Source organism: Flavobacterium sp. (genome assembly GCF_027533505.1).
Classification (GTDB): domain Bacteria; phylum Bacteroidota; class Bacteroidia; order Flavobacteriales; family Flavobacteriaceae; genus Flavobacterium.
On sequence record NZ_JAPZUB010000037.1, the window covers coordinates 84,596 to 100,187 of the forward strand.

Consider the following 15,592-nt stretch of genomic DNA (forward strand, 5'->3'; position numbering starts at 1 on the left):
TATGCAATTTATTAAATTCAAACACTATTTTTCTTCGGCTAGAATTAGTAGGTATTATGAAGCTTCTGGAAATTCAGAACAAAAAACAATAAAACTTTACAAAGCAAATTTAGCCGTTTCAAAATCATTTCATCCCCTTTTAGTAATTTTTGAGGTAATTCTTAGAAATAGAATTAATGAAGTCTTTACATCCTATTTTGGTGATCCAGATTGGATACTAAATCAAAAAAAAGGATTTATGGTCGATCCGTCTCTTACTTATACTTATAAGAAAACTGGTATAGTAAAAACAAATAGATTCCTTTTAAATCAGGTTAATCTTGCTGAAAATCGACTGATTAAAAATGGCATAGTGATAACAAGTGGAAAAATTATTTCCGAACAAACATTGGGTTTTTGGACCGACTTATTCGAAGTTCATCATTACAAACTTTTGAAAGGTAATCCGATTAAAATTTTTACTTCTCTTCCAGCCGGTTTTGGGCGAAAGGAAGTAAACGATGAATTAGATAAAGTTCGCCGATTTAGAAATAGAATAAATCACAACGAACCTATTTGTTTCAAAGGGAACACTATTGATTTTACTGAAACTCGCGAAGTTTATAACTCAATAATCAATCTTTTAAGTTGGATTGATCCAGAACTTCCAAAGTTCATTCGTGATATTGATATGATAAAACAAAATATAAAAAAAGCGGAAAAAATAAAATTACATTTTATTCAACGTCTTTATTATTAGTTAATAGTCTTCCTGTCAATGACAACCTCCATGCGATTATTTCAACTCTGGTAGCATTTCTAAATAAACAACTTCATCCCTTTCTAAATTCAACTCGAATTATCAGACCTCTACTCCTTCACCACTTTCTGAGTCAAGCGTTCGCCTGAGGGTAAGCGCACTTGTACAAAATAAACCCCTTTATCGAACGGTGATAAGTCCACTACCGCCACTTGTTTGTGGGTTAATAACTGCTTACCTGTGGCATCAAAAACCGTAACCTCAGCATAGGTTTGCCCCAACTCAACGCTAGCCGTAGTGGGGTTCGGATGAAAAGCGGGGGTGTGCGGATGAAAACTTGGATTTTGCAATGAAATATAATCTTGATAGCGGTATAACACAGCACTTACCATTACGACCAATTTATTATCGCCTTGCAAGTGTGCAAATCGCGCCCAATCCCAAGCGGTCACATCATTCAAATAATACCCATTTGACATAAATGCAGTATCAAGTGTTGTATTTTCATTCAACTGTGCAATGATGTAATTGTACGAATTATTTTGGCGTACCGACATGCATACAATGTACTTTCCGTTGGGCATTTGTAACAAATGATCAGCGATAATCCCAGGGTAATTTTCGGCACCAATGGTATTGTGATTCGGTACAGCAATATTCGTTAGATTTAGACCATCGCCACTAAATGAGAGATCCAAAATTCCATTAGCATCCAATTTCCCAAAAGCCAAACCGCCCGTTATATTCAACCCACTTACCATTAAACTACCGTTGGGCTGTGGGAAAATTTTCGCTGGATATGTTTTCCCTCCAAAAGCCAATTGTGCAATTCCATTGGTGCCAAATACGGCATTAAGCGTGCCATTGGGGGTAATTTTCATAACGGTAAGATTAGAACTCGAATTTGAAGGAATAACATTACCGAAAACGAGTATATTTCCATTTTCAGCTTCATAGATTTCCGAAAAACTATCGGTACCAGTGAGCGGAGATTCAAAAATACCATTGACACCAAAAGTAGTATCCACAGCGCCTGCTTCTGTAAAGCGAATGGCTAATCCGCTGCCGTCGTAATTGGTTCCCCCTAAAAACCAATAATTATACCCTACAGCAATAATACGCCCCTGACTATCAACATATACATCGGTTAATCGCTCATCGTTGGGATCGGCGCTGTTTTCAACATAAGTATTCAAAATTCGCACTCCGTTTGTACCAAAACCGGTATCTTTCGTTCCGTTGGCATTTAATCGACAAATAAACACACGGTAATCCGTTGAAAATCCGCCTAAGTTGTGACTGCGACCCACTAAAAGAATTTTTCCATCACTTTGTACGGTAATTCCTGAAACATCAAATCGTTCAGCATGATTGTTTGAGGTAAACAAAGCAATTCCATTGGTCCCAAATGTGGTATCTAAACTGCCATTTTCTAAATATTTTCGAACACCAATCGTTGGAGCTAAATTGGGAAATTGTGGACTGAAATTGGGATTCAAAGAATACGGTATCAATACTTTATTGTCTGCATAAAAATAATGGGCATTCGATACCCCATTAATGCCGCTGCTGTAAATATTCCCCGAGGGCAACCCTGTATCATTGACACCTCCATTGCCATAGGTTGGATCCAACACCAATTGAGCCGTCGTCAAGGACGAAAAGCAAAGCAAAAAAAGAAACGTGATTGTTCTCATGGTCGTATTTTTCACAAATATAAAAGAAACGACGCATAATCAAAGCGTTATGCCCCCCAACCCTCTAATGTCTAATGTCCAACGACTAAAGTCTAAAAAAACCTGCTCCACCGAAGTGAACCAGGTTTTCGAATATACAGGTTAGTTAGTCGCTTTTTAAAACACCTCTTGCGCAATCGCTTTGATATTGTCGGCTTTCCCCATGGAATAGTAATGCAACACGGGAACGCCCGCCGCCAAAAGTTCTTTACTTTGTGCGATGCACCATTCAATACCAATTTGCTTCACGGCATCGTTGTCTTTCGCGCGCACCACTTCCATTATCAAGGCGTCGGGCAGCTCCAAACTAAAGCGGTGCGGAATCAAGTTCAATTGCTTTTTGGTCGCAATGGGTTTGAGTCCGGGAATAATCGGCACCTCAATACCGGCTTTCCGACATTTGTCTACAAAATCAAAAAACTTTTGGTTGTCAAAAAACATTTGTGTGATGATATAATCCGCGCCGTTCTTGATCTTCTGTTTCAAAAAATGAATATCCGAATCCAAACTAGGCGCTTCCATGTGCTTTTCGGGATAGCCTGCAACTCCGATACAGAAATTGGTTTTGGCTGTGTTTTTCAAGTCCTCATCCAAGTAAATCCCGCGGTTCAAGTTGCTGATTTGCTCCACCAGTTCTGAGGCATAATTGTTCCCGTCTTTCTCAGGTTTGAAATAGGTTTCTGTTTTCAACGCATCGCCGCGCAACGCCACCACATTATCAATCCCGAGGAAATCCAAGTCAATCAACAGGTTTTCGGTATCCTCTTTAGTGAAACCGCCACACAACACGTGCGGAATCGCATCCACGTCGTATTTCCCTTGAATCGCGGCACAAATTCCAACCGTTCCCGGACGTTTTTTCACGATTTTCTTTTGCAGTAAACCGTTCCCCAACTCCTTGAATTCGTATTCTTCACGGTGGTAGGTCACGTCAATAAAGGGCGGTTGAAACTCCATCAACGGATCAATCCCGTCAAAAATCGACTGAATATTTTGGCCTTTCAACGGCGGTAAAATCTCAAAAGAAAACAACGGCTTTCCTTGGGCATTTTCGATATGTTGGGTTACTTTCATCTATTTTAAATTATATATTTTAAATTTTAAATGAGTCGTTAATTAAAATATTGTCTCCATTTTAAAGCCTGCCTGCCTGAGGTAAGTTTACTATTTCAAGTTTTTTTTTTTGGGCGCGTCCCTGTGGCAGCACCTTGATTTTCAAATTCGCGAATCGACATCCACAGGGTCGGGTTATCCGCGGTGCACGGCACCTTGCTACTACCCCTCGCGCACTCCCTGCATTAGACACCAGTCACTAGTCACCATTCACTAGTCACTAATCACTAGTCACTAATCACTAGTCACTAATCACTAGTCACTAGCCACTAATCACTAATCACCATTCTCCCCCTTTGGGGGCTGGGGGGCTAATCCGCCACATTCGGCGCCAACCACTTATGTGCCACATCTACCGTTACTCCTCGACGTTGGGCATAATCCTCCACTTGATCCGCTTTGATTTTCCCGAGTCCGAAGTACTTACTCTCCGGATGCGCAAAATAATACCCCGACACCGAAGCGGCCGGCCACATCGCCATGCTTTCCGTCAAGGTAACCCCAATACGCTCCTCGACTTGCAAAAGACTCCATATCGTGGGTTTTTCCAAATGGTCGGGACAAGCGGGATAGCCTGGTGCGGGACGAATTCCTTTGTAATCTTCGGCAATCAAGGCTGGGTTATCCAACTGTTCGTCGCTGGCATAACCCCAAATTTCTTTTCGTACTTTCAAATGCAGGTATTCCGCAAACGCTTCAGCCAAGCGATCGCCCAAGGCTTTCACCATAATTGCATGGTAATCGTCTAACTCTTTTTCAAAAGCGGCAGCTCTTTCATCAACTCCAAATCCGGTAGTCACACAAAAACAGCCGATATAATCTTGAATTCCGGTTTCTTTCGGCGCGATAAAGTCGGCCAATGCAATATTCGGCGCTCCTACATTTTTCTTTGACTGCTGACGCAAGGTGAGAAAGGTTGTCGGTAGTTGGTTGTCGGTTGTCGGTTGTCGGTTGCTGGTTGAGGGTTGAGGGTTGTCGGTTGTCGGTTGCACTTCGATATCATCGTCATTGACCGTATTCGCTGGGAAAATGCCCACCAATCCTTTGGCGGTAAACCAGTTTTCGCTCACAATTTGCGCCAACATTTTTTGGGCATCGTCAAACAACTGCTGGGCTTGTTCGCCCACGACCTCATCCTTCAAAATCGCGGGGTATTTCCCAAACAATTGCCACGAATGAAAGAAGGGGGTCCAGTCGATAAACGGCACCAAATCCGCTAAGGTCACCTGCACCTCTTGCGCTCCAATAAAATTCGGTTTTGCCGGTTGGTAATGGGACCAATCCAACTGCAATTTATTGGCACGTGCCTCCGCGATGCGCAAGTATTCTTTTTCGCGACTGCGGTTCAAATACCCTTCGCGCAATTGATCGTATTCCTCCCGAATTTGTTCGGCATACATTGCTTTATTTTCGGGCTGCAACAAATTACTCGCTACCGTTACGGCACGCGAAGCATCGTTCACATGGACTACACTTCCGGTATATTCGGGAGCAATCTTCACGGCAGTATGTGCCCGCGAAGTCGTTGCGCCTCCAATCATAATCGGGATGGAAATATTCAAGCGTTCCATTTCTTTGGCGAGGTATACCATTTCGTCCAAGGACGGCGTAATCAAACCGCTCAATCCGATAATATCTACATTTTCGGCAACAGCCGTTTGTATAATTTTCTCTGGCGGTACCATGACCCCCAAGTCGATAATTTCAAAGTTATTACAGGCCAAGACCACAGAAACAATGTTTTTCCCGATATCGTGTACGTCGCCTTTTACAGTAGCCATAAGCACCTTACCAGCCCCCCCCGCCCCCGAAGGGGGAGCTTTTAAAACTGCTAAAATTGTAGTCAGTACTTTTTCAGTTTCATGGATAACCTCATTATTTGTAAATCGAATGACATGATAACCTTCTTTCCGTAACCAATCCGTACGATCAGCATCACTTTCTTGGTTTTCAGGCAACTGATGAATTAACCCATCTACTTCAATAATAAGATTTTCTCGTAAACAAATAAAATCTGTTATATATTGTCCAATAATATGTTGACGTCTAAATTTATATCCTTCTAATTTTTTTCCACTTAAAGCTTTCCAAAGAATTTCTTCTGCCTCAGTTGGTTTAAATCGCATTTGCTTGGCATAATCTTTCAATAAACCATACAGACTAGGATTTGAAGTTTCCCAATATTGTAACGGTTTAACTCCCCCTTTGGGGGCTGGGGGGCGCTTGCTGGCTTCAATAAAAGGTAATAAATAGGCCACTGCTTTTTTCATGACCCGAGCCGATTTCACCACTTGGGGTAAAAACATTTTCCCCGAGCCAAATAAATCGCCCACGACATTCATTCCGTTCATCAAATGCTGTTCGATAACCTGAATAGGGCGGTCTACCAATTGACGTGCTTCTTCCACATCCTGTTCGATAAACTCGTCCAATCCTTTCACTAAGGAATGCGTGAGGCGTTCTTGAACCGAACCGTTGCGCCATTCTTGTACGACTTTATCGGTTGTTTTGGTATCCGATTTTAAGTTTTCTGCATAATCTAGTAAGCGTTCGGTCGCATCATCACGACGGTCGAGCAACACATCTTCCACATAGGTGAGCAATTCCGGATCGATTTCGTCATAAATTTCCAACATCTCCGGATTCACAATGCCCATCGTCATGCCGTGTTGGATGGCATGGTAAAGGAAGGCCGAGTGCATGGCTTCGCGTACTTTATCATTCCCACGAAATGAGAACGACACATTACTCACGCCGCCCGATATGTGCGCATAAGGCAAATTTTCACGAATCCATTTCGTCGCCAAAAAGAAGTCCACTGCATTACGGCGGTGTTCCTCCATACCGGTCGCCACAGGGAAAATATTGGGGTCAAAAATGATATCGGTACGCGGAAAACCGACTTGGTTCACCAAGATATCGTAACTGCGTTTGCAGATTTCGATACGGCGTTCGTAGGTATCGGCTTGACCGACTTCATCAAATGCCATAACAATCACCGCTGCGCCGTAGCGTTTAATCAATTTGGCATGGTGGATAAAAGCGGCTTCCCCTTCTTTCAACGAAATCGAATTCACCACCCCTTTTCCTTGAATAACTTTGAGTCCGGCTTCAATGATTTCCCACTTCGAACTGTCGATCATCACGGGAACACGGGCAATATCGGGTTCGGCGGCAATTAAATTCAGGAATTTGGTCATGGCTTCAACGCCGTCGAGCATTCCTTCATCCATATTGACATCGATGATTTGTGCACCGCCTTCCACTTGCGCGCGCGCAATATCCACTGCAGCTTCGTAATTCCCCTCTTTAATCAACCGTAAAAACTTACGTGAACCCGTTACATTGGTCCGTTCGCCTACGTTAACAAAGTTGGTTTCAGGAGTGATGATTAGAGGTTCTAAGCCGGATAACCGTAGGTATTGGGTTATCGGTTGTTGGTTGTCGGTTGTCGGTAATACAAGTTCACTCATATTAATTTTCAGTAAAATTTAATAATGCAGTTAAGCAATCGCTTGCAAACTTGAATAGTGTTTGGTTGTTGGTTGTCGGTTGTCGGTATCTCATTTACTCATGATAATTTTGGGAAATAATTAATGAAGTCGTTAAGCAAACGCTCGCAAACTTAAATAGTATTTGATTGTTGGTTGTCGGTAATACAACTTTACTCATAATAGCTTTCGATAATAATTAATAAAGCCGTTAAGCAATCGCTTACAAACTTGAATATTATTTAACACCGTTTGAAATTGATCTTCAGAGATGTATTGCTGATCCAAAGCAATATAACTTTGTGCTTCTACTTCATACAAAGAACCTCTTGAAATATGCAAAAAATTGATTGTCTCTTTGGCAGATTGTCTGCCACATCCCTCAGCAATATTAGAAATTACAGACACCACAGCTCTTCTAATTTGATTGGTTAATCCAAACTGTTCCTCTTTTGGAAATGTTTTTGTTAATTCGTAAATCTGATTAGTAAGCTTCCTACTTTCTTGCCAAACTTCCAAATCTGTATAATCTTTATTCATAATTTAAAATTCTTTTTTCAACCGACAACCGGCAACCATCAACCGACAACTATTTGCAATCTCGGTTTAAATTCAGAAGCTACTTCAGCAATCGCGCGAATATGCTCTGGTGTAGTACCGCAACACCCTCCGATGATGTTCACTAAGTTTTCGTTCAAATACTCGCGAATTAAGGCTTGCATTTCTTCGGGCGTTTGATCGTATTGTCCGAAGGCATTGGGTAATCCGGCATTCGGATGTGCCGAAATATTGAGTTGGGTATGTTGTCCCAAGCGTTTTAAATACGGTTTCAACTGATCGGCACCCAAAGCACAATTGAAGCCTACACTCAACAACGGAATATGCGCAATCGAAATCAAAAAGGCTTCCACGGTTTGCCCAGATAAGGTTCGACCCGAAGCATCAGTAATCGTTCCCGAAACCATCACGGGGATATCGGATTGGCGTTCTTCTTTCACTTCTTCAATAGCAAACAAGGCGGCTTTCGCGTTCAGCGTATCAAAAATCGTTTCGACCAAAAGCAAATCGGCACCTCCATCGATAAGGGCTTCCACTTGTTCGCGGTAAGCAATTCGCAACTCGTCAAAGGTAACCGCACGATACCCGGGATCGTTCACATCCGGACTCATACTTGCGGTACGGTTGGTTGGACCAATGGAACCCGCCACAAAACGCGGTTTATCGGTAAACTCATCGGCGACTTCCCGTGCAATTTTGGCGGATTGGTAATTGAGTTCGTACACCAAATCTTCCATGTGGTAATCAGCCATTCCGATGGTAGTTCCCGAGAACGTATTGGTTTCCACAATATCAGCGCCGGCTTCAAAATAGGCACGGTGTACCGCTTTTACCGCTTCGGGTTGCGTAATCGAAAGCAAATCGTTATTTCCTTTTAAAGGATGCGGAAAATCTTTAAAGCGTTCGCCACGAAAGTCGGCTTCTTCAAAGGCATTGCGTTGCAACATAGTCCCCATAGCGCCGTCAAGCACGAGGATGCGTTGCTTTAGAATTTCATTGATGTTAGTTCGCATACTGATAACAGTTCGGTTGGTGCGTTATCAGGAAAGAGAGGATTCTCCTAAGTTATCTTTTTCTGAAAAAATCAGAATAGAATGTAGCACCTTCCTCAAGGTTGAGGGGTTGCTAAGCGTTCGTAGGGTCTATTCCCTCCCGCTTTCGTGATAACGCCATTAATTTTAAGAACAATGCAAAGGTAAGACAAGAAAAACCTCATTTCAAAATAATTATTTGAAAAAAAGCGCAAACGTTTGCGAAAAATTTAAAGATATATTTGGATTTATTGGAATTGATTTTCATAAATTTGCAACCGAAAAATAGAAGAGGAGAAATTTGTTCTGATTGCAACCTCGTAAAAAAATGCTAAAGCAGTAATTCTTCTTTAGTTGTTGCACCACCCTTTTTTCCCTCTTATCATTTAAAACAAAAATTTTAAAGGTACAATTATGGCTTATTTATTTACTTCTGAGTCGGTAAGTGAAGGACACCCAGACAAAGTGGCGGATCAGATTTCTGACGCGTTAATTGACAACTTTTTAGCATTTGATGCGGATTCCAAAGTAGCTTGTGAAACGTTGGTGACTACGGGACAAGTAATTTTGGCGGGTGAGGTAAAATCCAACACCTATTTGGATGTGCAGCAAATCGCTCGCGATGTCATCAAGAAAATTGGATACACCAAAAGCGAATACATGTTTGAAGCCAATTCCTGTGGTGTGCTTTCAGCGATTCACGAACAATCGGCAGACATTAACCAAGGGGTTGATCGAGCTACCAAAGAAGAGCAAGGGGCGGGTGACCAAGGGATGATGTTTGGATATGCCACGAATGAAACCAACAATTACATGCCGTTGGCGTTGGATTTATCCCATGCGTTGTTGATTGAGTTGGCGAATTTACGTCGCGAAAATAACGAAATCACCTATTTACGTCCGGATGCAAAATCGCAAGTAACTTTAGAATATTCTGACGACAACAAACCGCAACGTATTGACGCGATTGTAATTTCGACGCAACACGACGACTTCGATCAAGAAGAAGCGATGTTGGCCAAAATCAAGAAAGACATGATTGAAATCTTGATTCCGCGTGTGAAAGCGAAATATCCACAATATGCGCATTTATTCAATGATGATATCACCTATCACATTAACCCAACTGGGAAATTTGTAATCGGAGGTCCACACGGAGATACGGGTTTAACAGGTCGTAAAATCATCGTAGATACCTATGGTGGAAAAGGGGCTCACGGTGGTGGTGCTTTCTCAGGAAAAGATCCAAGTAAAGTAGACCGTTCGGCCGCCTATGCTACACGACATATTGCGAAAAACTTGGTAGCAGCTGGTTTGTGTGACGAAGTTTTGGTACAGGTATCGTACGCGATTGGGGTAGCGAAACCTACTTCTATCAACGTAAATACTTACGGTACGGCTAAGGTAAACCTAAAAGACGGCGAGATCAGCAAAATTGTAGAAACGATTTTTGACATGCGTCCGTACTATATCGAACAACGTTTGAAGTTACGTAACCCGATTTATAGTGAAACGGCAGCTTACGGTCACATGGGACGTACGCCTGAAGTGGTTACCAAAACCTTCAAATCACCGGATGGACAAACCAAAACCGTAGAAGTGGAATTGTTTACTTGGGAAAAATTAGACCACGTTGAAAAAGTAAAAGCGGCTTTTAACTTATAGTCATTTTACGTAGAAGATAAAAAAACCTGACTTTCGCAAGTCAGGTTTTTTGTTTTATAAGTTATAGCGTAACGTCAACATTACAAATCGGGGTTGCACAAAAAACTGGGAGTCGGTGATTCGGAACTGGTCAAACGAGTTGTCGTTTAAGGCTTTTGTATTGAGCAAGTTGGTTCCTGAAATACGGTATTCCCATTTACTTCCTTTTTTCTGATAGCTGAAACTTGCCGAGAGAAAATCGTATTCGTTATCGACGCTTTTGTCGCTGTTATAATAATGATAAAACTCGTATTCCGACACGAATGAGAATCCGTCTAAAAAGTAATATTCTAAGCGCGCAAAAGGTTTGTCGGTAAAGAACTTGGTAATTCCTCTGGGGTTTTCAAATTCACTGATAGAATAGGTATATCCCAATTCTAAATTCGGTACATTTTTGAAATTGGTTGATAAACGTACGGTATGGTTTTGATTGATGCTTCGTGACAAAGCACTTTCCCCTCCCAAAAAGTTATAGAATTTATTCCAACTCACACTGGTTGACAACGAAGCTTTGTAATATTTCAAAAAGGAACGCCCGTATTGGCCAAAACCGCTAAGTGTTTCATCTACAAAATTGGTGTTGTTGAAGGGCGATGAAATTTGGTTTACGCCCACGAACTCCGTCTGTGATTTGATATCATCCAAGCGGCGGGTATAAGAAACATTTGCAGAGATGTTTTCAAAATTAAACATATTGTATTTAAAATAACGAAGGGAATGTGTTTGGGCAATGGCATTTTCCAACCGTCGATTTCCACTTGACAAACTGGCGTAATTGTTAATGATAAACCCTTGGGCCAAACGCGTTACATCGGCAAAATCGTTGGTAATAGCAAAATTATAGGTTAAGGTTTCCGACTTTTTGATTTGATACATCGCATAAAAATCGGGCAAGACGCGCGCAAAACTTTGTTTAAAACTTGACCCCAATTGCACGTTGTTCAAATGATAGTAATGCACGCTGACACCAGGATTGAAGGTGAATTTTTTGTATAAAATTTTGTAATGCACCCCTAAAAACACATCATTAAAATCATACGAAACATCATTATTATTTTCAGGTGCCGTCAAGTTGTTTTGAGTGCCGTTATCCAAAAGTTGAAAAATCGCGGAATTAAAGCGCTGTTTTGAGTAGGTATTCCCTAGGGTAAGATTCAAATTTGCCTTGGGTGTCACCATGTAGTAATAATCCAGTTTCGCATCGACTTTGTGTGTTTTAATCAACCGCGATTGGTTGTAATCGTTGCGGTTTTGGGTGATGTATCCATTCAATTGAAAGGGTTGTAATGCTAGATTGGCATTGTAAAATGGATCTTCGTTTTGGTACAAATGTTGGGCTTCAAAGGCGATCACATGTTTCTCTGAAGGCGTGTGGTAGAGCGCTAGATTTTGATTGACTGAAATCGGCTGTTGATCTTTGTTGGTCAAAATGGTTTCGTCAAAAACAGTACTGCCAGCAATTATATTTCGGAACAAATTCCCATTTTCCAACTGGTCTGATTTTTTAACCAAAACATCATAATCTACCTGTAAGGTTGTGCTTGGTTTGTAGCTTGCACTCCCTTTCATCAATCCGAAGCGGCTGTTTTGACGTGTTCGATCAACAGTGTTGGCAATGGTATTGTTGGCAAAGTTGGTGGTTACGGTTTGCGTTTCCAGTTCGGTTTTGGACCCGGAATAAATTCCAAATCCGCTTAACGTCCATGATTTGGAGGGATTATAGGAAAAATTAACCGCACCAAATTGCGTATCGATATTCTTCGCACGGTTGTTTCGCAATAGGGAAAGTCCCAAATCGTTGGAGCTCACATTAAAACTACTGCCGCCTTTGGACATCATATTGCGAAAACCTCCCGTAATTTTAAAATAATCTTGAATTGTCAGCGGTAATTCCCCGATATTATTAATGTTGGTAATGACGTTAATACTGTACTTCGGATTGTAATAAAACAGCTTCGGATTGACATTATAACGATCAAACTTGGCTTCGGGTTGAAAACCACCCGCTGCCGTCACATCGCCAAACCAGAAGTTCTTTTTCCCTTCTTTGAGTTTGATGTTCATCGCAATATTATCCTGGTTGTTTTCAACGCCTTTAAGGATTGAATTTTCATTATAATTGCGGAGCACTTGAATTTTATCAATCGCATCGGCGGGAATATTTTTGACGCCCAATTTGGTATCGCCGTCAAAGAAATCTTTTCCTTCCACCATCAATTTGGTGACTTTTTTTCCTTCCACTTCCACTTCGCCATCGGCATTCACTTCAACACCAGGGAGTTTTTTCAACACGTCTTCCAATTTGCGTTCGGTGCCGTTTTTAAAGGAATCCGCGTTGTACATGATGGTGTCCCCTTTGATGGAAACAGGCATTTCTTTGATGATTTCAACCCCATCCAATTGGATTCCCCCGGGTTCCATAGCGATGTTTTGCGTGAGGTTCTCCGATTTGGTTTGCAAGGTGATTTCCTTATTTTGCATCCCAATATAACTCAACTTCAACACGTAAGTAGCATTGGCTTTGAGGGTGAGCGCATACTTCCCTTTATCATTGGTTATAGCATACGAATCTACCCCTTTGGTCTCTTGATTTACCGCCATAATGTTGGCCATTTCCAAAGGGGTCTTTCCCGATTCGGTCACGGTTCCTTCTACACGAACACTTTGAGCTACTGTGAATAACGAACTCAACAGCGCCAAAAAAAAGCTTATTTTTTTCATGAAAAAAGGAATTAACGAGAAAAACGCATTTCCATACGACGACCACCGCCAGGACCGCCATTCATTTCACGAAACTCCTCCATTTTTTTCAGTACAATATCATCGTACTCTTTTTGCTTGACCTCTTTTCCGTTAGTGGGTGCTTTGATTTCGGCTTTATCTTTTGGATTCAATACAATTTTGGAGCATAAAATAATGGTCTTACCGTCGTTGACTTCCAAAATCAAACCGGGAAGCCCCCAATACCCCTCAGGCCCTTGATTAATAGGGATTTCAGGCGTATACCATGCGGTGATGGTGATGTCTTTAGGAAGATCAAAATCCTCCATAAAATTGGTGCGGGTTTGCTTTTTCTCTGCGGGAGCTTCGGCTTTTGCCTCAGGAGTTCCCTCCTCTTTTTTGGGTTCAGCAGCTGTTTCTTCTTTCTTTTTAGGACGGAAATTACGGAAATCCGTTTTACTTGCTGGGATGACACAGGTTGCTTTAAAACAGTTGTAACCCCCAATTTGTTTAGTCTCGCCGGTCATTTGCCATTTGTAATGCGTCAAGGTATCTTTAACCAAAAACTCCTTGCCCATAAATTCCTTATCGACGGTATACATTTGGTCTTTCACATTTTTGTAATAAGTTCCGCCGCCGCCCATAAATGAACTCATCATACGAAAACCGCCGCCGTTTTGACCGGGAGCATCCAATTTTTCTTCTTCTTTATAAATAGAGGCTTGTTTATCAAATTGAAGTACAAATGTTTTTTCAAACATTTTTTTCATGCGTTCTTCAATCATTTTTTGCATTTCTGGCGTCATGTCTTTGTTGCCTTCAAATCGGGACTTAAAATCGGCAGTACTCGTTTTGGATTCATACACGGCCATGCCTTGAAAATCTTTTTGGGCCAATGCCAAAGCAGAAAAGCACAAAGCTAATCCGAGGAGGATTGTATTTTTCATATGCGATAAAATTGTTTTTTTTGGTCAACAAATATGACGACGCAAGGCTCAAAAAGTTACCAATATTATGTTAAATTCTATTTTAGACCTTTTAAATAATCCAAAGGTTTAAAGTACCTTAGCTGTATGAAGTTACGCTGGCTCCTTTTATTCTGTCTTGGACTCCCATTTTGGTGTGAGGCACAACTTGAAACGCAACAGCCCGAACGGCGTTCCTATCTTGCGATTGAGGCCGATGCTTTTTGGGGATTTGACGGTTTGGGAAATTATTTTTACAGTAAAAACAATGTTTTATTTAAACACCATGAATCGGGAGTTTTGCAATACCAAAATCTTCCCTTTGGCAAGTTAAAAAGCGTGGATATCACACAACCGTTGCGTCCTATTTTGTTTTATGAAAATTTCAATGCAGTGGTCGTTTTAGACAATTTTTTAAATGAAATTCAAGTCGTAGAATTTTCAAATATTCCAACACCCATCGTAATTACAGCCGTAGGAATGGCCAATCAAAATCGCTTGTGGGGGTACGATGCTGTGATGCAACAAATTGGAATGTATCATCTTACCACAGGCTCATTTAGTCCGATTGGAAACCCTGTACAAGGGAGTTGGAAATATTACCAATGTGCTTTCAATAGCTTGAGTTGGATTGACGCACAAAACCATTGGAAATCCATAAGCATTTATGGCCATATTAGCGATTACGGCCAACTCCCCGAAGGGTTGTATTACTTTGTTAATGAGAACGTCGTACTGGTATACAACCATGAAACATGGACACTATTAAATAGGCTTACAGGGAAAAAATCCAGCTTTGAAATTGTTGAGAAATCGGTCAAAAATTTTTCGTGTAACGACCAAATTTTATCTATTTTTACTGCAGAAGGAATTACAAATTATAAAATCACAGTACCCTAATGCACATCGCAGTCGCAGGAAATATTGGCGCCGGAAAAACCACTTTAACACGGTTTTTGGCGAAACATTACAAATGGGAACCCCATTATGAAGACGTTGTTGACAATCCCTATTTGGATGATTTTTACCATCAAATGGAGCGTTGGTCGTTTAATCTTCAGATATACTTTTTAAATAGTCGTTTTCGTCAAATTTTACAAATTCGCGAAAGCGGGAAAAAGATTATTCAGGATCGTACCATTTACGAAGATGCGCATATTTTTGCTCCTAACCTTCATGCAATGGGGCTGATGACAAACCGCGATTTTGAAAACTACAGCTCCTTATTTGAACTGATGGAAGCTTTAGTTAAAGCACCTGATTTATTGATTTACCTACGAAGTTCTATACCCAATTTGGTGAAGCAAATTCATATGCGGGGTCGGGATTATGAAAACACAATATCTATTGATTACTTGAGTCGTCTCAACGAACGCTATGAAGCATGGATTCACACCTACGACAAAGGCAAATTACTAGTGATTGATGTGGATCATATTGATTTTGTCAATAATCCTGAGGATTTAGGGACAATCATTAACCGAATTGATGCTGAAATTAACGGTTTGTTTTAAGTCTTAGTTGGGCTAACTTT

General features: G+C 41.1%; 11 protein-coding genes and 1 riboswitch. Of the genes, 4 read left to right on the forward strand and 7 right to left on the reverse strand.

Annotation, left to right across the window (positions count from 1 at the left end):
• The first annotated feature begins 1 nt into the window (after position 1).
• Entirely contained in the window at positions 2–739 is a 738-nt protein-coding gene (locus tag O9316_RS08695) for a hypothetical protein (protein WP_298203497.1), read from the forward strand.
• Positions 740–849: 110 nt separating this feature from the next.
• On the opposite strand, the gene O9316_RS08700 is transcribed toward O9316_RS08695, so the two are convergent.
• From O9316_RS08700 to O9316_RS08720, 5 genes are all read right to left on the reverse strand, one after another.
• Positions 850–2,436: a T9SS type A sorting domain-containing protein gene (locus tag O9316_RS08700; protein ID WP_298203498.1), complete on the reverse strand. Its 1,587-nt coding sequence runs from the start codon at positions 2,434–2,436 to the stop codon at positions 850–852.
• A gap of 156 nt (positions 2,437–2,592) precedes the next feature.
• On the reverse strand, positions 2,593–3,549 hold the full coding sequence (metF, locus tag O9316_RS08705; protein ID WP_298203499.1) for a methylenetetrahydrofolate reductase [NAD(P)H]: 957 nt from the start codon (positions 3,547–3,549) through the stop codon (positions 2,593–2,595).
• 350 nt (positions 3,550–3,899) lie between these two features.
• Complete coding sequence (locus O9316_RS08710) at positions 3,900–7,061, reverse strand: vitamin B12 dependent-methionine synthase activation domain-containing protein (protein ID WP_298203500.1); 3,162 nt, start codon at positions 7,059–7,061, stop codon at positions 3,900–3,902.
• Positions 7,062–7,256: 195 nt separating this feature from the next.
• Positions 7,257–7,619: a four helix bundle protein gene (locus O9316_RS08715; protein ID WP_298203501.1), complete on the reverse strand. Its 363-nt coding sequence runs from the start codon at positions 7,617–7,619 to the stop codon at positions 7,257–7,259.
• Between the two features lie 38 nt (positions 7,620–7,657).
• Positions 7,658–8,650: a homocysteine S-methyltransferase family protein gene (locus tag O9316_RS08720; protein WP_298203502.1), complete on the reverse strand. Its 993-nt coding sequence runs from the start codon at positions 8,648–8,650 to the stop codon at positions 7,658–7,660.
• Positions 8,651–8,699: 49 nt separating this feature from the next.
• A riboswitch (SAM riboswitch) is annotated at positions 8,700–8,807 on the reverse strand.
• Positions 8,808–9,082: 275 nt separating this feature from the next.
• Here O9316_RS08720 and metK point away from each other — a divergent pair.
• The gene (gene metK / locus O9316_RS08725) at positions 9,083–10,333 is read left to right on the forward strand and encodes a methionine adenosyltransferase (RefSeq protein WP_298203503.1); all 1,251 of its coding nucleotides are present in this window, start codon (positions 9,083–9,085) and stop codon (positions 10,331–10,333) included.
• Positions 10,334–10,387: 54 nt separating this feature from the next.
• On the opposite strand, the gene O9316_RS08730 is transcribed toward metK, so the two are convergent.
• The gene (locus tag O9316_RS08730) at positions 10,388–13,093 is read right to left on the reverse strand and encodes a carboxypeptidase-like regulatory domain-containing protein (protein ID WP_298203504.1); all 2,706 of its coding nucleotides are present in this window, start codon (positions 13,091–13,093) and stop codon (positions 10,388–10,390) included.
• A gap of 11 nt (positions 13,094–13,104) precedes the next feature.
• Complete coding sequence (locus tag O9316_RS08735; RefSeq protein ID WP_298203505.1) at positions 13,105–14,040, reverse strand: GLPGLI family protein; 936 nt, start codon at positions 14,038–14,040, stop codon at positions 13,105–13,107.
• A 126-nt stretch (positions 14,041–14,166) separates the two neighbouring features.
• Between O9316_RS08735 and O9316_RS08740 the strand changes: the two genes are divergently transcribed.
• Complete coding sequence (locus O9316_RS08740) at positions 14,167–14,958, forward strand: hypothetical protein (RefSeq protein WP_298203506.1); 792 nt, start codon at positions 14,167–14,169, stop codon at positions 14,956–14,958.
• On the forward strand, positions 14,958–15,572 hold the full coding sequence (locus O9316_RS08745) for a deoxynucleoside kinase (RefSeq protein ID WP_073361517.1): 615 nt from the start codon (positions 14,958–14,960) through the stop codon (positions 15,570–15,572). The genes O9316_RS08740 and O9316_RS08745 overlap by 1 nt, the downstream gene beginning before the upstream one ends.
• Positions 15,573–15,592 lie beyond the last annotated feature (20 nt).